The sequence below is a fragment of the Stenotrophomonas maltophilia genome, from assembly GCF_002799245.1.
GTDB classification, from domain to species: Bacteria; Pseudomonadota; Gammaproteobacteria; order Xanthomonadales; family Xanthomonadaceae; genus Stenotrophomonas; species Stenotrophomonas maltophilia_S.
This window is the reverse complement of sequence record NZ_NEQV01000001.1, coordinates 764,620-782,223: the sequence shown is the minus strand read 5'-3', so window position 1 is coordinate 782,223 and position 17,604 is coordinate 764,620. Positions and strand designations below refer to the sequence as shown.

The following is a 17,604-nucleotide window of genomic DNA, read 5'->3' as shown; positions in this document are numbered from 1 at the left end:
GCCTTGTGTTCCCCGGACCAGGAAGGGTCAATGCCATTCAGGCGGCGTCAACAGGCGACTGTTGACAGCTGCCTTGCGTGCCATTATGCTTCTACGTCTGGGCAGGCCGGGTAACTGGTCTGCCTACGTTTTTGAGGTCTATGGATTGACCTTGGCGGCCTGCAGGAGTGCGGGCCGTCCGTATTCAGGAATTTCATGGGACAAAGCAACCCAGAGGCTTTGTCTGTCGCTCTTTTAACGAAGGAACCTACCGCCATGGCGGACCAAAAGATCCGGATCCGGCTGAAAGCGTTCGATCATCGTCTGATCGACCGTTCGGCCAGCGAGATCGTTGAAACGGCAAAGCGGACCGGCGCGCAAGTGCGTGGCCCGATCCCGCTGCCGACCAAGATCGAGCGTTACACCGTTCTCGTTTCCCCGCACGTCGACAAGGACGCGCGTGACCAGTACGAGACCCGCACGCACAAGCGCGTGCTCGATATCGTTGACCCGAATGACAAGACCGTGGACGCGCTGATGAAGCTCGAACTGGCTGCCGGCGTCGACGTTCAGATCAAGCTGACCTGAGGACTACGACCATGACGAAGAAGTATTCGTTGGGCTTCGTGGGCCGCAAGGCTGGCATGAGCCGCGTGTTCACTGAAGATGGCCGCTCCATCCCGGTGACCCTGATCGAAGCAACCCCGAACCGCATCGCGCAGATCAAGACCGTCGAAACCGACGGCTACAGCGCCGTGCAGGTGACCGTCGGCGCGCGTCGCGCTGCCCTGGTCAACAAGCCGGAAGCCGGCCACTTCGCCAAGGCGAAGGTGGAAGCGGGTCGTGGCCTGTGGGAATTCCGCGTTGAAGACGCGCAGCTCGGCGATTTCGCCGTTGGCGGCGAAGTCAAGGCGGACATCTTCGAAGTCGGCCAGATCGTCGACGTCCAGGGTGTCACCAAGGGTAAGGGCTTCCAGGGCACCATCAAGCGCCACAACTTCCGTATGGGCGATGCAACCCACGGTAACTCGCTGTCGCATCGCGCGCCGGGTTCGCTGGGCCAGCGCCAGACCCCGGGTCGCGTTTTCCCGGGCAAGAAGATGTCGGGCCATATGGGCGCAGTGCAGCAGAGCACCCAGAACCTGGAAGTGGTCAAGGTCGACGTCGAGCGCGGTCTGATCGCGGTTCGCGGCGCCGTTCCGGGCGCGGCGGGTGGCGACGTGATCGTCCGTCCGGCGAGCAAGGCATAAGGAGAGATGACGATGGAACTCGTTATCACGGGTAGCAACAACAAGGTCTCGGTCTCCGACGCCGTGTTCGGTCGCGATTTCAGCGAAGATCTGGTCCACCAGGTCGTCGTTGCTTACCGCAACGCCGGTCGCGCCGGCACCAAGGCGCAGAAGACTCGCTCTGAAGTGGCTGGTACCACCAAGAAGTCGAAGAAGCAGAAGGGCGGCGGCGCGCGTCATGGCGCACTGACGGCTCCGATCTTCGTCGGCGGCGGTGTCACCTTCGCGGCCAAGCCGCGCAGCTTCGAGCAGAAGGTCAATCGCAAGCAGTACCGTGCCGCCATGTGCGCGATCCTGTCCGAGCTGAACCGTCAGGGCCGTCTGACCATCGTGGAGTCCTTCGATGTCGAAGTGACCAACACGAAGGGTCTGATCGCCAAGCTGGCCGGCCTGGAAGTGGGCAAGCGCCCGCTGATCGTCACCGAAGAAGCGTCCGAGCACCTGTACCTGTCCGCCCGCAATCTGCCGTACGTGCAGGTGCGTGACGTCCAGGGTCTGGATCCGGTCTCGCTGGTTGGTGCCGACACGGTCGTCATCACCGCTGACGCGGTCAAGAAGGTCGAGGAGTGGCTGGCATGAACAGCAACGAAAAAATCTTCAGCGTGCTGCGTGCCCCGCGTGTCTCTGAAAAGACCGCGCGCCTGCAGGAACTCTCCAATCAGTATGTCTTCGAAGTTTCGAACGAAGCCACCAAGGCCGATGTAAAGGCCGCGGTTGAGCAGCTGTTCGACGTCAAGGTCGAAGCCGTCAACGTGGTCAACGTCAAGGGCAAGAACAAGTCCTTCCGTAACCGTGCTGGCCGCCGCGGCGATTGGCGCAAGGCGTACGTTCGTCTGGCCGACGGCCAGTCGATCGATGTAACGGCCAAGGCCTGAGGTACATCCCATGCCATTGATGAAATTCAAGCCCACCTCCCCCGGCCGCCGTTCGGCCGTGCGCGTGGTCACCCCCGACCTGCACAAGGGTGCTCCGCACGCCGCACTGGTCGAGTCGCAGAGCCGCTCGGGTGGTCGTAACCACCATGGCCGCATCACCGTGCGTCACGTCGGTGGTGGTGCCAAGCAGCACTACCGCATCATCGACTTCAAGCGCAACAAGCTGGGCATCCCGGCGCGCGTGGAACGCATCGAATACGATCCGAACCGCACCGCCCACATCGCCCTGCTGTGCTACGTCGACGGTGAGCGTCGCTACATCATCGCCCCGAAGGGCCTGAAGGCTGGTGATCAGGTGATCGCTGGTTCGGATGCCCCGATCAAGGCTGGCAACACCCTGCCGCTGCGCAACATCCCGGTCGGCACCACCATCCACTGCATCGAACTGAAGCCGGGCAAGGGCGCTCAGATCGCTCGCGCCGCCGGTGCGGCCGTGCAGCTGGTGGCTCGTGAAGGCATCTACGCCACCCTGCGCCTGCGCTCGGGTGAAATGCGTAAGGTTCCGGTCGAGTGCTGCGCCACCATCGGCGAAGTCGGCAACGACGAGCACAGCCTGGAAAAGCTGGGCAAGGCCGGTGCCAAGCGTTGGCGCGGCGTCCGCCCGACCGTTCGTGGTGCTGCCATGAACCCGGTTGACCACCCGCACGGTGGTGGTGAGGCGAAGGCCGGCCAGGGTAATCCGCATCCGGTCACCCCGTGGGGTGTCCCGACCAAGGGTTACAAGACGCGCCATAACAAGCGCACTCAGCAGTTCATCGTCCGCGATCGTAGGGGCTAATCGACCATGGCACGTTCACTCAAGAAGGGCCCGTTCGTCGATCACCACCTCGTCAAGAAGGTGGAGGCCGCTGCGGGCAGCAAGAAGCCGATCAAGACCTGGTCGCGCCGTTCGATGATCCTGCCTGACATGGTAGGCGTCACCATTGCCGTGCATAACGGCAAGAACCACATCCCGGTTCTCGTCAACGAGAACATGGTCGGCCACAAGCTCGGCGAATTTGCCATCACCCGGACCTTCAAGGGTCACGGTGGTGACAAGAAGTCGGGCAAGTAAGGAGAGATGACAATGGAAGCGAAAGCCATCCTGCGCACTGCGCGCATCTCCCCGCAGAAGGCTCGTCTGGTCGCTGACCAGGTGCGCGGTCTGCCGGCCGAGCGTGCGGTCAACCTGCTGAAGTTCTCGGACAAGAAGGCTGCCCACCTGATCAAGAAGGTGGTGGAGTCGGCAATTGCCAACGCCGAGAACAACCAGGGCGCCGACGTCGACGAGCTGAAGGTTCAGACCATCATGGTTGATGAAGGTCCGACCCTGAAGCGTTTCATGGCGCGGGCGAAAGGCCGCGGTACCCGCATCCTCAAGCGCACCAGCCACATCACTGTGGTTGTGGGCGCCGCCAAGTAAGCGGATAAGGAAAAGACCATGGGTCATAAAGTTCATCCGATTGGTATCCGCCTCGGCATTTCCAAGGACTGGAACTCCAAGTGGTACGCCAACAAGGCCGAGTTCGCTGGTTACCTGGCAGCCGACCTGAAAGTGCGCGAAATGCTGCGCAAGAAGCTGGCTCAGGCCGGCATCAGCAAGATCCTGATCGAGCGTCCGGCCAAGACCGCTCGCGTGACGATCCACACCGCCCGTCCGGGCGTGGTGATCGGCAAGCGCGGTGAGGACATCGAGAAGCTGCGCAAGGAAGTGAGCGAGATGATGGGCGTCCCGGCGCACATCAACGTCACCGAAGTGCGCAAGCCGGAACTGGACGCGCAGCTCGTTGCCGAGTCGATCGCCCAGCAGCTGGAGCGTCGCATCATGTTCCGCCGTGCAATGAAGCGCTCGGTCGGCAACGCGATGCGCCTGGGTGCCCTGGGCATCAAGGTCAACGTCGGTGGCCGCCTCAACGGTGCAGAAATCGCCCGTTCGGAGTGGTACCGCGAAGGCCGCGTGCCGCTGCACACCCTGCGTGCCGACATCGACTATGGCTTCGCTGAAGCCAAGACGACCTACGGCATCATCGGCATCAAGGTCTGGATCTACAAGGGCGAAGTCTTCGATTTCTCCCAGGTTGGCCAGGAAAAGCAGGACGACACCCCGTCGCGCAACGATCGTCATGATCGCGGCGATCGCGGTGACCGTCAGCGCCCGGCCCGTGAAGCGAGGTAACGACAATGTTGCAACCCAAGCGAACCAAGTACCGCAAGGTACACAAGGGCCGTAACGATGGCCTGAGCTGGAGCGCCAACGCTGTCAGCTTCGGCGAGTACGGCCTGAAGGCAACCGCCCACGGTCAGCTGACCGCGCGTCAGATCGAAGCGGCCCGCCGCTCGATCAGCCGCTACGTCAAGCGCGGTGGCAAGATGTGGATCCGCGTGTTCCCCGACAAGCCCATCACCAAGAAGCCCATCGAAGTTCGAATGGGTTCGGGTAAGGGCAACGTGGAATACTGGGTGGCCCAGATCCAGCCCGGCCGCATGATCTATGAAATCGAGGGTGTTTCCGAGGAGGTGGCACGCGAGGCGTTCCGCCTGGCCGCCGCGAAGCTCTCGGTCACCACCACTTTCGTGACCCGGACGGTGCGCTGATGGATATCAAAACTCTCCGTGAAAAGTCGGCTGACGAACTCAAGGCCCACCTGATCGACCTGCGTAAGGAACAGTTCTCTGTCCGTATGCAGCAGGTCACCGGCCAGCTGCCGAAGACCCACGACATCCGCCGGGTCCGTCGCGAGATTGCTCGCGTCAAGACCCTGCTCGGCAGCACGAAGTAAGGATGGCCGCTATGAGCGACAATACTGAAAACAAGACGCTGCGCACGGTCGAAGGCCGTGTCGTCAGCAACAAGATGGACAAGACGGTTACCGTCCTGGTTGAGCGTCAGGTCAAGCACGCGCTGTACGGCAAGTACATCAAGCGCTCGACCAAGCTGCACGCCCACGATGCCGACAACGCCTGCAAGGAAGGCGATGTCGTCCGCGTGACCGAGATTGCTCCGATGTCCAAGACCAAGAACTGGCGCGTGGTGGAAGTCATCACGCGTGCGGCTGAATAAGGAGTCTGAATCATGATCCAGATGCAGAGCTACCTTGACGTCGCGGACAATTCGGGTGCCAAGCAGGTGATGTGCTTCAAGGTGCTGGGTGGTTCCAAGCGCCGTTACGCCGGTATCGGCGACATCATCAAGGTCACCGTGAAGGATGCAATTCCGCGCGGCAAGGTCAAGAAGGGTGAAGTGTATGACGCCGTCGTGGTGCGTACCCGTAAGGGTGTGCGTCGCGCCGACGGTTCGCTGATCCGCTTCGACGGCAACGCTGCCGTCCTGCTGAACAACAAGCAGGAGCCGATCGGTACCCGTATCTTCGGGCCGGTGACCCGTGAACTTCGTTCGGAGAAGTTCATGAAGATCGTCTCGCTCGCTCCCGAAGTGCTGTGAGCGACAGGAGATAATCATGGCTAACCGTATCAAGAAGGGCGACCAGGTTGTCGTCAACGCTGGCAAGGACAAGGGCAAGCAGGGCGAAGTCGTCCGCGTCGACGGCGATCGTGTGGTCGTCGCCAACGTGAACATCGTCAAGCGCCACACCAAGCCGAACCCGCAGGCAGGTGTTGCCGGCGGCGTGGTCGAGCGCGAAGCTTCGATCCATATCTCCAACGTGAACGTCCTGAACCCGGCTTCGGGCAAGGGTGAACGCGTTGGCTTCAAGGTGCTGGAGGATGGACGCAAACTGCGTGTGTTCCGCTCCAGCGGTGAGGCGCTCGACGCCTGAGGAATGAGAAGATGAGTTCCCGTCTCGAAAAGTTCTACAAGGACGAAGTGGTGCCGGCGCTGATGAAGCAGTTCGGCTACACCAATCCGATGGAAGTGCCGAAGCTGGTCAAGGTCACCCTGAACATGGGTGTCGGCGAAGCGGCCACCAACAAGAAGATCCTGGAAAACGCCGTCGGCGACATGACCAAGATTTCCGGCCAGAAGCCGGTTGTCACCAAGTCGCGTGTGTCGGTCGCGTCGTTCAAGATCCGCGATGGTTGGCCGATCGGCTGCAAGACCACGCTGCGTCGCCACAAGATGTACGAGTTCCTGGACCGCCTGATCAACATCTCGCTGCCGCGCGTGCGCGACTTCCGTGGTGTTTCCGGTCGTTCCTTCGACGGTCGCGGCAACTTCAACATGGGTGTGAAGGAGCAGATCATCTTCCCGGAAATCGACTTCGACGCTGTCGACGCGATCCGCGGTATGGATATCGCCATCACCACCACTGCGAAGACCGACGCGGAAGCGAAGGCGCTGCTGGCGGCGTTCAAGTTCCCGTTCCGTAACTGATCTGTCGAGGAAACCGAAATGGCAAAGACCTCCATGGTCAACCGCGACATCAAGCGGGAAAAGCTGGCCAAGAAGTACGCTGAAAAGCGTGCGGCTCTGAAGAAGATCGTGTCCTCCGTGGATGCGACCTACGAAGAGAAGATCGACGCCGCAACCAAGCTGGCCAAGCTGCCGCGCGATTCGTCGCCGAGCCGCCAGCGCAACCGTTGCGAGCTGTCGGGTCGTCCGCGTGGCGTCTACAGCAAGTTCGGCCTTGGCCGCAACAAGCTGCGCGAAGCCACCATGCGTGGCGACGTCCCGGGTCTGCGCAAGGCCAGCTGGTAATCCCAGCCGGCCCTGCGATCAGGAGCCCCTTCGGGGGCTGCTGAACCGGGGAGGGGAGGCGTTCAGCTTCCTTTCTGCGAAAAAACCCGAAGAGCCCGACGCAAGTCGGGCTCTTTTGGCGTATACTCCCGCGTCTTGCCCTGCGCAAACGGGGTTGTAGGAGTGGGCCCTTGGCCCGCTGCATCAAGGGACCTGGCCCGTTTCCAGGAGACAACAGATTTTCGCGAAAGCGGATATCGGTGCACTCAAAGGTACTCATATGAGCATGACTGATCCCATCGCCGACCTGCTGGTCCGCATCAAGAATGCGGCCGCGGTTGGCAAGCAGACGGTGAAAGCCCCGTCGTCCAAGATCAAGGTTGCGATCGCCCAGGTCCTGAAGGACGAGGGTTACATCACCGACCTGCGCGTGACCCAGCTGGAAAACAACAAGTCCGAGCTGGAAATCGTGCTGAAGTATTTCGAAGGCAAGCCGGTCATCGCGACCCTGAAGCGCTTCTCGCGTTCGGGCCTGCGCCAGTACCGCGGCAAGAGCGAGCTGCCGAAGGTCATGAACGGCCTGGGTATCTCCATCATTTCCACCTCCAAGGGCATCATGACTGATGCGCAGGCGCGCCAGCTGGGCGTCGGCGGCGAAGTCCTGTGCTTCGTGGCCTAAGGCGAGAGGAGTAAGAATATGTCCCGCGTAGCCAAGAAGCCCGTCACCCTGGGTAAGGTCGAACTGAACGTCCAGTCGGAAAGCATCACCGTCAAGGGCCCGAAGGGCACCCTGTCGCTGGTCAAGCCGGCCGGTATTGCCATCAACGTCGACAACGGCGTTGCCACCCTGAGCACCGAGAGCGCCGACCTGGTCGCACTGACCGGTACCGTGCGTGCGATCCTGGCCAACATGGTCAAGGGCGTGTCCGAAGGCTTCGAGCGCAAGCTCGAGCTGGTCGGCGTGGGTTACCGCGCTGCCATGCAGGGCAAGGACCTGAGCCTGTCGCTCGGTTTCTCGCACCCGGTCGTGTTCGTGGCGCCGGAAGGCATCACCATCACCACCCCGACCCAGACCGAGATCCTGGTGCAGGGCGCTGACAAGCAGGTCGTCGGTGAAGTCGCCGCCAAGATCCGTGCGTTCCGCAAGCCGGAACCGTACAAGGGCAAGGGCGTGAAGTACTCCGACGAAGTCATCATCCGTAAGGAAGCCAAGAAGGCCTAATTAGGCTCTTCCGCTTTCAAGGGAAAAACATCATGAACAAGAACATCGCCCGCCTGCGTCGCGCCAAGTCGACCCGCGCCCACATCCGTGAGCTCGGCGTCGCCCGCCTGTCGGTGCTGCGCACCGGCCAGCACCTGTACGCCCAGGTCTTCACCGCTGACGGTTCCAAGGTGCTGGCTGCTGCCAACACCACCCAGACCGACGTCATGGAAGGCCTGAAGAACGGCAAGAACGCCGATGCCGCTGCCAAGGTTGGCCGCATCGTCGCTGAGCGCGCCAAGGCCGCCGGCGTCGAGAAGGTTGCCTTCGATCGTTCGGGCTACCGCTACCACGGCCGCATCAAGGCCCTGGCAGAAGCCGCCCGCGAAGCCGGTCTGCAGTTCTAAGGGATCAGGGCAGGGGGCCGATGGCCTCCTGCCCGCCTGCTCGCCAGCCTGAGTGAGGCTGGACGGCGCCGCTCTTCTGCAGCGGCCCACCGGAACGACGTGTTACTTCACAACCATAAGCGGCCTTGAGCCGTACATACCCAAACAACCAAGGAATCAACATGGCAGAAGAGCGTCAGCAGCGGGGTCGCGATCGCGACCGTAACCGCGAAGAGAAGATCGACGACGGCATGATCGAAAAGCTGGTCGCGGTCAACCGCGTCAGCAAGACCGTCAAGGGTGGCCGCCAGTTCACCTTCACCGCCCTGACCGTTGTCGGCGACGGCGAAGGCAAGGTCGGTTTCGGTTATGGCAAGGCCCGCGAAGTGCCGGTCGCCATCCAGAAGTCGATGGAACAGGCCCGCAAGAACCTGGTCAGCGTTGACCTGAACAACGGCACCCTGTGGCACACCATCAAGGATGGTCACGGCGCAGCCCGCGTGTTCATGCAGCCGGCTTCGGAAGGTACCGGCGTCATCGCCGGCGGTGCCATGCGCGCCGTGCTGGAAGCCGTTGGCGTGAAGAACGTGCTGGCCAAGGCCACCGGTTCGCGCAACCCGATCAACCTGGTGCGTGCCACCGTGAAGGGCCTGACTGCTGCGCAGTCGCCGGCTCGCATCGCGGCCAAGCGCGGCAAGAAGGTGGAGGAACTCAACCATGGCTAATGAGTCCAACAAGACTGTGAAGGTGCGCCTGGTGCGCGGCCTGCGTGGTACTCAGTCGCGTCACCGCCTGTCGGTGCGTGCTCTGGGTCTGAACAAGCTCAACGATGTGCGTGAACTGAAGGACAGCCCGCAGGTTCGCGGCCTGATCAACACCGTTCACTACCTCGTCAAGGTTGAGGAGTAATCGATCATGACTCTGCGTCTCAATGAACTGAGCCCGGCACCGGGCGCCCGCACCGAGCGCACCCGCGTCGGTCGCGGTATCGGCTCGGGCCTGGGCAAGACTGCCGGCCGCGGCCACAAGGGTTCGTTCGCCCGTAAGGGTGGCGGCAAGATCAAGGCTGGCTTCGAAGGCGGCCAGACCCCCATGCAGCGTCGTCTGCCGAAGATCGGCTTCCGTTCGCCGATCGCCAAGGACACCGCTGAAGTGCTGCTGTACGCGCTGGACAAGCTGCCGGCCGGTGAGATCGACTTCGCCGCCCTGCGTGCTGCCAAGCTGGTCCCGAGCACTGCCAAGAAGGCCAAGGTCGTCGTCAAGGGCGAAGTGACCAAGGCGTTCACCCTGAAGGGTATTGCTGCCACGGCCGGTGCCAAGGCCGCGATCGAAGCTGCCGGCGGCAGCGTAACGGAGTAAGAAAATCATGGCGCAAGCTGGCATCGGTAACCTCGCGGGCGGAATGGGCAAGTTCACTGAACTTCGCCAACGTTTGCTGTTCGTCGTCGGGGCTTTGATCGTCTATCGCATCGGCTGCTACGTGCCGGTGCCGGGCGTCAATCCCGATGCCATGCTTGCCATGATGCAAACGCAGGGCGGCGGCATCGTGGACATGTTCAACATGTTCTCGGGCGGCGCCCTGCACCGTTTCAGCATCTTCGCGCTGAACGTGATGCCGTACATCTCGGCATCGATCGTGATGCAGCTGGCCGTGCACATCTTCCCCGCCCTGAAGGCGATGCAGAAGGAAGGTGAGTCCGGTCGCCGCAAGATCACCCAGTATTCGCGCATCGGCGCCGTGCTGCTGGCAGTGGTGCAGGGCGGCTCGATCGCGCTGGCCCTGCAGGGCCAGCTCTCGCCGTCGGGCGCTCCGGTCGTGTATGCGCCGGGCATGGGCTTCGTGCTCACTGCCGTGGTCGCACTGACCGCTGGCACCATGTTCCTGATGTGGGTCGGTGAGCAGGTCACCGAGCGCGGCATCGGCAACGGCGTGTCGCTGATCATCTTCGCCGGTATCGTCGCCGGCCTGCCGGGTGCGGTCATCCACACCTTCGACGCTTACCGCGACGGCAACATCCAGTTCATCCAGCTGCTGCTGATCGCCATCGTCGTGCTCGCCTTCACCTTCTTCGTGGTGTTCGTCGAGCGTGGCCAGCGCCGGATCACGGTCAACTACGCGCGCCGCCAGGGCGGTCGCAACGCGTACATGAACCAGACCTCGTTCCTGCCGCTGAAGCTGAACATGGCCGGCGTCATCCCGGCGATCTTCGCCTCGAGCCTGCTGGCCTTCCCGGCCACCCTGGCCATGTGGTCCGGCCAGGCTGCCAACCAGAGCAGCTTCGGCCAGGTCCTGCAGAAGGTCGCTAATGCCCTGGGCCCGGGCGAGCCGCTGCACATGATCGTGTTCGCTGCGCTGATCACCGGTTTCGCGTTCTTCTATACCGCGCTGGTGTTCAACTCGCAGGAAACCGCCGACAACCTGAAGAAGTCGGGCGCGCTGATTCCGGGCATCCGTCCGGGCAAGGCCACCGCCGACTACATCGACGGCGTGCTGACCCGCCTGACCGCGGCCGGCTCGGCTTACCTGGTGATCGTCTGCCTGCTGCCGGAACTGATGCGCACGCAGCTGAATGCCTCGTTCTACTTCGGTGGTACTTCGCTGCTGATCGTGGTGGTGGTGGTGATGGACTTCATCGCCCAGGTGCAGGCGCACCTGATGTCCCACCAGTACGAGAGCCTGCTGAAGAAGGCCAACCTGAAGGGCGGCAACCGCGGCGGTTTTGCCCGCGGCTGACAGGCCTGTTATACTTTCGTCTTCCTGACGTGATGGTCCCTCCGCTTCGCGGACTTCGGCCACACAAACGAAGGGCGGCCCCCGCAGCGGTTCCGGGTGGGGGTGTGATGAGGTGGTCCCGCGCTGGAGTAGCGCGGGCGGTCCCGGGGGAAACCCCAGGCCCAACCCCATCCGGCGCCGGAGCCTGGGCACACTCCCCAGGCCGGGTTCATGAAACCAATGGTTTCACGGGCTTCCATGTAAACCGGAACCTTGTTAGTATCGCTAGTTCACTTTTTTGATCCATCCTGCCGGATTGGCGTGCCCGAGGCGCGCTGTCGGCCATCACTCAGCTGGAGAACCGCGTCATGGCGCGTATTGCAGGCGTCAACCTGCCAGCCCAGAAGCACGTCTGGGTCGGGTTGCAAAGCATTTACGGCATCGGCCGTACCCGTTCGAAGAAGGTCTGCGAAGTCGCAGGCGTTGCTTCGACCACCAAGATCCGCGATCTGTCGGAGCCGGAAATCGAGCGCCTGCGCGCCGAAGTCGGCAAGTACATCGTGGAAGGCGATCTGCGCCGTGAAATCGGCATCGCGATCAAGCGCCTGATGGACCTGGGCTGCTACCGCGGCCTGCGTCACCGTCGCGGTCTGCCGCTGCGTGGCCAGCGCACCCGTACCAACGCCCGCACCCGCAAGGGCCCGCGCAAGGCGATCAGGAAGTAAGGGACCTATAAATGGCTAAGCCCGCTGCTAAGACCAAGAAGAAGATCAAGCGCGTCGTCACCGACGGCGTTGCCCACGTCCACGCTTCGTTCAACAACACCATCGTCACCATCACCGACCGTCAGGGCAACGCTCTGTCGTGGGCAACCTCCGGTGGCGCTGGCTTCCGCGGTTCGCGCAAGTCGACCCCGTTCGCTGCCCAGGTGGCTGCTGAAAAGGCCGGTCGTGCTGCGCTGGACTACGGCGTGAAGTCGCTGGAAGTCCGCATCAAGGGCCCGGGTCCGGGCCGTGAGTCGGCCGTGCGTTCGTTGAACAACGTCGGCTACAAGATCACCAACATCATCGACGTGACGCCTATCCCGCACAACGGGTGCCGTCCGCCGAAGAAGCGTCGCGTCTAAAGGGAGCGATAAGAAATGGCTCGTTATATCGGTCCTACCTGTAAGCTCGCCCGTCGCGAAGGCGCCGACCTGTCCCTGAAGAGCCCGGCGCGTGCGCTGGACTCCAAGTGCAAGCTGGAGCAGAAGCCCGGCCAGCACGGCGCCACTGCCCGCAAGGGCAAGCTGTCCGACTACGCCACCCAGCTGCGTGAAAAGCAGAAGGTCAAGCGTATCTACGGCCTGCTGGAGCGTCAGTTCCGCAACTACTACAAGAAGGCCTCGACCAAGAAGGGCAACACCGGCGAGAACCTGCTGCAGCTGCTGGAAACCCGCCTGGACAACGTCGTCTACCGCATGGGCTTCGCCGTGACCCGTCCGGCTGCCCGTCAGCTGGTGTCGCACCGCGGCGTCACCGTGAATGGCAAGTCGGTCAACCTGGCTTCGTACCAGGTCAAGGCTGGCGACGCCATCGCCCTGTCCGAAAAGGCTGCCAAGCAGCTGCGCGTCCAGGAAGCCCTGACCGTCGCCGCCCAGCATGACCTGAGCCCGTCGTGGGTTGAAGTGGATTCCGGCAAGTTCACCGGCATCTTCAAGGCTGTTCCGGATCGTTCGGATCTGCCTGCGGACATCAACGAAGCGCTGATCGTCGAGCTGTATTCGAAGTAATTCACATTGGAGAGCCCCCGGCGACGGCCGGGGGTTCACTAGGAGAACCCGCAACATGACGGTTACCGCCAACCAGGTTCTGCGTCCTCGCGGTCCGCAGATCGAACGCCTTACCGACACCCGTGCAAAGGTCGTTATCGAACCTTTGGAGCGGGGTTACGGGCATACGCTGGGCAACGCCCTGCGTCGCGTGCTGCTGTCGTCCATCCCGGGCTTCGCCATCACGGAAGTCGAAATCGACGGCGTGTTGCATGAGTACACCACGGTCGAAGGTCTGCAGGAGGACGTGCTCGAAGTCCTGCTGAACCTCAAGGACGTGGCCATCCGTATGCACTCCGGCGACAGCGCCACCCTGTCCCTGTCCAAGCAGGGCCCGGGCGTTGTCACCGCTGCCGATATCAAGGTCGACCACAATGTGGAGATCCTGAACGGCGACCATGTGATCTGCCACCTGACCAAGGATACGGCGATCAACATGCGTCTGAAGATCGAACGTGGTTTCGGCTACCAGCCGGCTGCCGCGCGTCGTCGTCCGGACGAAGAAACCCGTGCCATCGGCCGCCTGGTCCTGGATGCCTCGTTCTCGCCGGTCCGCCGTGTCGCCTATGCCGTGGAAGCGGCGCGTGTCGAACAGCGCACCGACCTGGACAAGCTGGTCATCGATATCGAGACCAACGGCACCATCGACGCCGAGGAAGCCGTGCGCACCGCCGCCGACATCCTCAGCGACCAGCTGTCGGTGTTCGGTGACTTCACCCACCGCGACCGCGGTGCGGCCAAGCCGGCCAACAACGGCGTGGATCCGGTGCTGCTGCGCCCGATCGACGATCTGGAGCTGACCGTGCGTTCGGCCAACTGCCTGAAGGCTGAAAGCATCTACTACATCGGCGATCTGATCCAGAAGACCGAAGTGGAGCTGCTGAAGACCCCGAATCTGGGCAAGAAGTCGCTCACCGAGATCAAGGAAGTGCTGGCTCAGCGCGGCCTGTCGCTCGGCATGAAGCTGGAGAACTGGCCGCCGGCCGGCGTCGCCAGCCACGGCATGCTGGGCTGATATCGGTAATGCCTGAAGGCTCCACCGTTCGCGGTGGGGCCTTCAACGCAACACAACATGCCACGACGAACCGCAGGTTCGCGGGGCAGGTCGTCCAGGACGGGCGACCAGGACCAACCGCAGTCCGCGCAGCAACGCCAGGATGGCGACAACGATCCGCACAGCCTCATCATTAACCAAGGAATATCACCATGCGTCACCAGAAGTCTGGCCGTAAGTTCAGCCGCACCAGCGCCCACCGCGAAGCGATGTTCAAGAACATGGCCGCCTCGCTGTTCAAGCACGAGCTGATCAAGACCACCCTGCCGAAGGCCAAGGAACTGCGCCGCGTTGCCGAGCCGCTGATCACCCTGGCCAAGGTCGACTCCGTCGCCAACCGCCGTCTGGCCTTCGCCCGTCTGCGCGACAACGAAGCCGTGGGCAACCTGTTCACCATCCTGGGCCCGCGCTACGCGAACCGTCCGGGCGGCTACCTGCGCCTGCTGAAGTGCGGTTTCCGCGCCGGCGACAACGCGCCGATGGCCTACGTCGAGCTGGTTGACCGTCCGGTCGTGGCCGAGGAAGTGGCCGAGTAATCGGACCGCTCCAACGCGACACAGCGAAAGCCCGGCCTCTGCCGGGCTTTTGCGTTTCCAGGGGTCAGATCCCGTGCCGCAGGCACGGGCTCTGACCCCCCAACGCTGGGCGCTGGGTCAGAGCCCTTTGCATTCGCAAAGGGATCTGACCCGCACCGTTCCGACAGGCGTCACCTGTGGCGGTTCGAATGGCGCGCACTCTCGGTTACGCTTGGCGCCTTGATCCATTCGAGCGTTGACGATGAATCCACTGCGCTGGCCCTTCCGCGCCCAGTTTTTGCTGGGCTTCCTGATCTGCGCGGGCCTGCTCGGCTACGCGATCTTCCTGCAGCTGAAGATGGGCCTGGAGCCGTGTCCGCTGTGCATCTTCCAGCGCCTGGCATTCGCCGCGCTGGGCCTGCTGTTCCTGATCGGTGCACTGCACGGGCCCTCCAACCGCCCTGGCCGCGCGACCTACGGCGTGCTCGCCTTCATTGCTGCGGCAGTCGGTGTAGGCATCGCTGCGCGCCACGTCTATGTGCAGATGCTGCCGCCGGAGATGGGCGCTACCTGCGGCCCGCCGCTGAGCTTCCTGCGCGAGACCATGGGGCCGCTGGAAGTGTTCCGCACGGTGCTGACCGGTACCGGCAACTGCGGCAACATCGACTGGACGTTCCTGGGCCTGACCATGCCGATGTGGTCGGGCGTGTGGTTCGTGCTGCTGGCCCTGTGGGCGCTGGTGGTGTCGCTGCGCAAGGTCAGGCGCTGAAGCGCAGCCACGCATGGCGTGGCTCTACTGGGTAGTGCCGGCCGCTGGCCGGCAACCCTTGGGCTGGGGCAGCCCCGTGCGGATGCCGGCCAGCGGCCGGCACTACCTCAGAAGTCCTGCTGCAGGCTCAGGTAGGCGCCGCGGCGGGGCCCCCATTGCGGCGCGAAGACGCCGACACCGCCGCCATCGCGCAGCTGGTAGCTGCGGTCCAGGGCGTTGATCAGGGCCAGCTGCACATGCAGCGGATGGCCACTGTCGGCATTGAAGTCATGCCCGGCGCTGAGGTTCACCTGCAGGTAGGACGGCAGTTCACCGCCGTTGGGTACGCCCTCGATGTCCGAACGCAGGCCACTGCCGAACACGTAGTTGGCACCGACCCGGTTGTGGCCGGCGAAGGCGTAGCTGAAGCCGCCCGAAGAGGTCAGCTTCTGGTCGTGGTCGAGGTGGATCCAATGGTTGGCCACGTAGGCCAGTGCGTCCGGATCGAGGTTGTACTGGCTGGTGATGACCTGGGTGCCGATGGCCTTGTTGTACGCCGCGTTGAGGTAGGCGCTGAACGGACCATTGCTGTAGTCGGCACTGAACTCCAGGCCACGGATATGGCCGCGGCGGTAATTGAACGTCGAGTAGATGTAGGCGGCGCCGAACTGGCCTTCGTCCTGCAGGCGCGCAACGCGGCGGTCGTACGCGTCCAGGCCCAGTGTGAGGTGTTCGCCCAGCTGCTGCGAGACGCCGATGTCGTAGTAGTCGCTGCGCTCGGCCAGTGGCGTGTTGTTGCCGCCGCTCGGCTGCTGGTTGGTGGTGCCGTCGTACAGGGCGATATCGCTGCTCGCGATCAGCTCACTGGCCGGTGGCGTGAAGTAGCGCGAATAGCCGGCATGCACGGTGGTGCTGTCGCTGGCATTCCAGACCACCCCCACGCGGGGGCTGAGCTGGCCCTCGGTGTGGCCGAAGGCCTTGTAGCGATCACCGCGGAGGCCGTAGTTGACGGTCCAGTCGTCGCCGATCTTCCATTCATCCTGTACGTACAACGCCAGCGTGCTGGCATGGAAGGCGCTGCGGTCGGGAATCAGCAGCGGCGTGGTGCTGGACTGCTGGCCGGCGTCATCGACCGGGAACACCCAGCTGCTGTTGCTGGCGCGCGCGTTCTCGTAGTTCCCGTACAGGCCATAGCGCAGCGTGTGGTCGTTGCCCAGCGGAGTGGAGAAATCGGCCTGCAGCGTGTTGGCCCGGTTGCTGCGCTGCACCTGCGAGGCGACGCCACTGAACACCAGGTCACCGATGACGTCCGGATTGAACGCCACATCGCTGTAGCGCTGCCCGGCGGACAGCTGGTAGGCGGTGTTGCCCAGCGTGCCCTGCAGCACCAGCATGCCGAAGCGGGTGGTCTCGCGCTGGGTCTCATCCAGCTGGCTGGAGTCGAAGGTGGTGGTGTCCAGGTAACCGAACTGCGGGGTCTGCCCGGGGTTGACCGGGATCTGGAAGCGATTGTTGGCGAAGCCGGCAAACACGCTCAGGCGGGTGTTCTCGTTGACCAGGTAGGTCAGGTCGGCGAAGGCCTTGCCCTGGTGGGTGTCGTCGTGCAGCGGCTTGCGCGAAGGGGTCGGGTTCTCCAGGCCAACCTCGTTCTGGTCGTAGTTGCCGGTCAGGAACCAGCTCCAGCGTCCCTGGTTGCCCCACCATGAGGCATTCGGATTGATCTTGCCGAACGAGCCTGCGGTCAGCCCGGCGCTGCCGCCATTGCCGAGCTCGGCACCACTGCGGGTGGTGATGTCGACCACTGCAGCGGTGCGCTCGCCGAACTGCGCCGGCAGCGCGCCATCCATCAGGCGGATGCTCTTGATGGTGCGGGCATCCAGCGTCTGGCCGAAGCCCGAGATCGATTCGGGCAGCAGCACGCCGTTGATGCGGTACTGCAGATTGGCGTGGTCGCCGCGCACGTGCACGCCGCCGTAGGAATCCTGGACCACGCCCGGGGCCTGCAGCAGTACCTGGCTGAGCGGCGCGGAGGCACCCAGCGGTTGTTTCTGGATGTCCTCGGCGGTGATCTGGTACTGGCTGCTGCCGATGTCCGGCGATAGCGCATTGCGGGCCTGGTCGAGCTGGGCGCTGACGGTGACCGTGTCGAGGTCCTTCACCGGGGCGGCATCAGCCGCCAGGGCGAGGGAGGGCAGGCTGGCCAGGGTCAGGGCGAAGGTGATGCCGGTAGCGAGCAGGGAGGGCTTCATGGCAGATAGGCTGTGGAAGGGGCCGATGGGGAGTGTTACTTCGTAACAGTGCGTGGCGAATCATGCGCCTGTCCGGGCGGCCGCGGGCATGCGGGTTGTGGCCGTTCGCGATG

Annotated in this window: 29 protein-coding genes; 28 read left to right on the top strand and 1 reads right to left on the bottom strand. The window is 63.3% G+C overall.

What is annotated here, in order from left to right; all coding sequences use genetic code 11:
* Positions 1 to 255 precede the first annotated feature (255 nt).
* The 28 genes from rpsJ to B9Y64_RS03660 all read left to right on the top strand — a co-directional run bounded on the left by rpsJ (position 256) and on the right by B9Y64_RS03660 (position 15,263).
* On the top strand, positions 256 to 567 hold the full coding sequence (rpsJ, locus tag B9Y64_RS03795; protein WP_005408208.1) for a 30S ribosomal protein S10: 312 nt from the start codon (positions 256 to 258) through the stop codon (positions 565 to 567).
* Positions 568 to 578: 11 nt separating this feature from the next.
* Positions 579 to 1,229, top strand: a complete 651-nt coding sequence (gene rplC / locus B9Y64_RS03790; protein WP_004145336.1) for a 50S ribosomal protein L3 — start codon at positions 579 to 581, stop codon at positions 1,227 to 1,229.
* Positions 1,230 to 1,241: 12 nt separating this feature from the next.
* Positions 1,242 to 1,847, top strand: coding sequence for a 50S ribosomal protein L4 (gene rplD / locus B9Y64_RS03785; protein WP_004145337.1), 606 nt, complete (start codon positions 1,242 to 1,244; stop codon positions 1,845 to 1,847).
* Positions 1,844 to 2,143: a 50S ribosomal protein L23 gene (rplW, locus tag B9Y64_RS03780; RefSeq protein ID WP_004145338.1), complete on the top strand. Its 300-nt coding sequence runs from the start codon at positions 1,844 to 1,846 to the stop codon at positions 2,141 to 2,143. Before rplD ends, rplW begins: the two co-directional genes overlap by 4 nt.
* 10 nt (positions 2,144 to 2,153) lie before the next feature.
* The gene (gene rplB / locus B9Y64_RS03775; RefSeq protein WP_004145339.1) at positions 2,154 to 2,981 is read left to right on the top strand and encodes a 50S ribosomal protein L2; all 828 of its coding nucleotides are present in this window, start codon (positions 2,154 to 2,156) and stop codon (positions 2,979 to 2,981) included.
* 6 nt (positions 2,982 to 2,987) lie between these two features.
* The gene (rpsS, locus tag B9Y64_RS03770; RefSeq protein ID WP_004154485.1) at positions 2,988 to 3,257 is read left to right on the top strand and encodes a 30S ribosomal protein S19; all 270 of its coding nucleotides are present in this window, start codon (positions 2,988 to 2,990) and stop codon (positions 3,255 to 3,257) included.
* Positions 3,258 to 3,269: 12 nt separating this feature from the next.
* A complete protein-coding gene (gene rplV / locus B9Y64_RS03765) occupies positions 3,270 to 3,605 on the top strand; it encodes a 50S ribosomal protein L22 (RefSeq protein ID WP_004145348.1) in 336 nt (111 codons plus the stop codon).
* A gap of 18 nt (positions 3,606 to 3,623) precedes the next feature.
* Positions 3,624 to 4,358, top strand: coding sequence for a 30S ribosomal protein S3 (gene rpsC, locus B9Y64_RS03760; RefSeq protein ID WP_004145350.1), 735 nt, complete (start codon positions 3,624 to 3,626; stop codon positions 4,356 to 4,358).
* 5 nt (positions 4,359 to 4,363) lie between these two features.
* The gene (gene rplP / locus B9Y64_RS03755; RefSeq protein WP_004154486.1) at positions 4,364 to 4,777 is read left to right on the top strand and encodes a 50S ribosomal protein L16; all 414 of its coding nucleotides are present in this window, start codon (positions 4,364 to 4,366) and stop codon (positions 4,775 to 4,777) included.
* Entirely contained in the window at positions 4,777 to 4,962 is a 186-nt protein-coding gene (rpmC, locus tag B9Y64_RS03750) for a 50S ribosomal protein L29 (protein ID WP_004154487.1), read from the top strand. The genes rplP and rpmC overlap by 1 nt, the downstream gene beginning before the upstream one ends.
* Positions 4,963 to 4,973: 11 nt before the next feature.
* Positions 4,974 to 5,243, top strand: a complete 270-nt coding sequence (gene rpsQ, locus B9Y64_RS03745) for a 30S ribosomal protein S17 (protein ID WP_053519744.1) — start codon at positions 4,974 to 4,976, stop codon at positions 5,241 to 5,243.
* A gap of 12 nt (positions 5,244 to 5,255) precedes the next feature.
* Entirely contained in the window at positions 5,256 to 5,624 is a 369-nt protein-coding gene (gene rplN, locus B9Y64_RS03740; protein WP_010483978.1) for a 50S ribosomal protein L14, read from the top strand.
* Between the two features lie 16 nt (positions 5,625 to 5,640).
* A complete protein-coding gene (gene rplX, locus B9Y64_RS03735; protein ID WP_004154490.1) occupies positions 5,641 to 5,958 on the top strand; it encodes a 50S ribosomal protein L24 in 318 nt (105 codons plus the stop codon).
* 11 nt (positions 5,959 to 5,969) lie between these two features.
* Complete coding sequence (gene rplE, locus B9Y64_RS03730) at positions 5,970 to 6,512, top strand: 50S ribosomal protein L5 (RefSeq protein WP_004154491.1); 543 nt, start codon at positions 5,970 to 5,972, stop codon at positions 6,510 to 6,512.
* An 18-nt stretch (positions 6,513 to 6,530) separates the two neighbouring features.
* Entirely contained in the window at positions 6,531 to 6,836 is a 306-nt protein-coding gene (gene rpsN, locus B9Y64_RS03725; RefSeq protein ID WP_005408209.1) for a 30S ribosomal protein S14, read from the top strand.
* 259 nt (positions 6,837 to 7,095) lie between these two features.
* On the top strand, positions 7,096 to 7,494 hold the full coding sequence (gene rpsH, locus B9Y64_RS03720; protein ID WP_005408210.1) for a 30S ribosomal protein S8: 399 nt from the start codon (positions 7,096 to 7,098) through the stop codon (positions 7,492 to 7,494).
* Between the two features lie 18 nt (positions 7,495 to 7,512).
* Positions 7,513 to 8,037, top strand: coding sequence for a 50S ribosomal protein L6 (gene rplF / locus B9Y64_RS03715; protein WP_100439541.1), 525 nt, complete (start codon positions 7,513 to 7,515; stop codon positions 8,035 to 8,037).
* A 32-nt stretch (positions 8,038 to 8,069) separates the two neighbouring features.
* Positions 8,070 to 8,423: a 50S ribosomal protein L18 gene (rplR, locus tag B9Y64_RS03710; RefSeq protein ID WP_005408212.1), complete on the top strand. Its 354-nt coding sequence runs from the start codon at positions 8,070 to 8,072 to the stop codon at positions 8,421 to 8,423.
* Positions 8,424 to 8,584: 161 nt separating this feature from the next.
* A complete protein-coding gene (rpsE, locus tag B9Y64_RS03705) occupies positions 8,585 to 9,127 on the top strand; it encodes a 30S ribosomal protein S5 (RefSeq protein ID WP_005415419.1) in 543 nt (180 codons plus the stop codon).
* Positions 9,120 to 9,311, top strand: a complete 192-nt coding sequence (gene rpmD / locus B9Y64_RS03700) for a 50S ribosomal protein L30 (RefSeq protein ID WP_004154497.1) — start codon at positions 9,120 to 9,122, stop codon at positions 9,309 to 9,311. The genes rpsE and rpmD overlap by 8 nt, the downstream gene beginning before the upstream one ends.
* 6 nt (positions 9,312 to 9,317) lie before the next feature.
* Complete coding sequence (rplO, locus tag B9Y64_RS03695; protein WP_004154498.1) at positions 9,318 to 9,761, top strand: 50S ribosomal protein L15; 444 nt, start codon at positions 9,318 to 9,320, stop codon at positions 9,759 to 9,761.
* Positions 9,762 to 9,768: 7 nt separating this feature from the next.
* Positions 9,769 to 11,136, top strand: coding sequence for a preprotein translocase subunit SecY (gene secY / locus B9Y64_RS03690; RefSeq protein ID WP_100439540.1), 1,368 nt, complete (start codon positions 9,769 to 9,771; stop codon positions 11,134 to 11,136).
* 347 nt (positions 11,137 to 11,483) lie between these two features.
* The gene (gene rpsM, locus B9Y64_RS03685; protein WP_004145437.1) at positions 11,484 to 11,840 is read left to right on the top strand and encodes a 30S ribosomal protein S13; all 357 of its coding nucleotides are present in this window, start codon (positions 11,484 to 11,486) and stop codon (positions 11,838 to 11,840) included.
* Between the two features lie 11 nt (positions 11,841 to 11,851).
* Complete coding sequence (gene rpsK, locus B9Y64_RS03680) at positions 11,852 to 12,241, top strand: 30S ribosomal protein S11 (RefSeq protein WP_004145443.1); 390 nt, start codon at positions 11,852 to 11,854, stop codon at positions 12,239 to 12,241.
* Positions 12,242 to 12,256: 15 nt separating this feature from the next.
* Positions 12,257 to 12,886: a 30S ribosomal protein S4 gene (rpsD, locus tag B9Y64_RS03675; RefSeq protein WP_004145446.1), complete on the top strand. Its 630-nt coding sequence runs from the start codon at positions 12,257 to 12,259 to the stop codon at positions 12,884 to 12,886.
* A 55-nt stretch (positions 12,887 to 12,941) separates the two neighbouring features.
* On the top strand, positions 12,942 to 13,940 hold the full coding sequence (locus B9Y64_RS03670) for a DNA-directed RNA polymerase subunit alpha (protein WP_005408216.1): 999 nt from the start codon (positions 12,942 to 12,944) through the stop codon (positions 13,938 to 13,940).
* A 191-nt stretch (positions 13,941 to 14,131) separates the two neighbouring features.
* Positions 14,132 to 14,515, top strand: a complete 384-nt coding sequence (gene rplQ, locus B9Y64_RS03665; protein WP_005408217.1) for a 50S ribosomal protein L17 — start codon at positions 14,132 to 14,134, stop codon at positions 14,513 to 14,515.
* 241 nt (positions 14,516 to 14,756) lie between these two features.
* Positions 14,757 to 15,263 carry a disulfide bond formation protein B gene (locus B9Y64_RS03660; RefSeq protein WP_100439539.1) on the top strand — a complete coding sequence of 169 codons (507 nt, stop codon included), beginning with the start codon at positions 14,757 to 14,759 and terminating at the stop codon, positions 15,261 to 15,263.
* 107 nt (positions 15,264 to 15,370) lie between these two features.
* Here the strand turns inward: B9Y64_RS03660 and B9Y64_RS03655 are convergent, their stop codons facing one another.
* Entirely contained in the window at positions 15,371 to 17,491 is a 2,121-nt protein-coding gene (locus tag B9Y64_RS03655; protein WP_100439538.1) for a TonB-dependent receptor, read from the bottom strand.
* Positions 17,492 to 17,604: the final 113 nt, after the last annotated feature.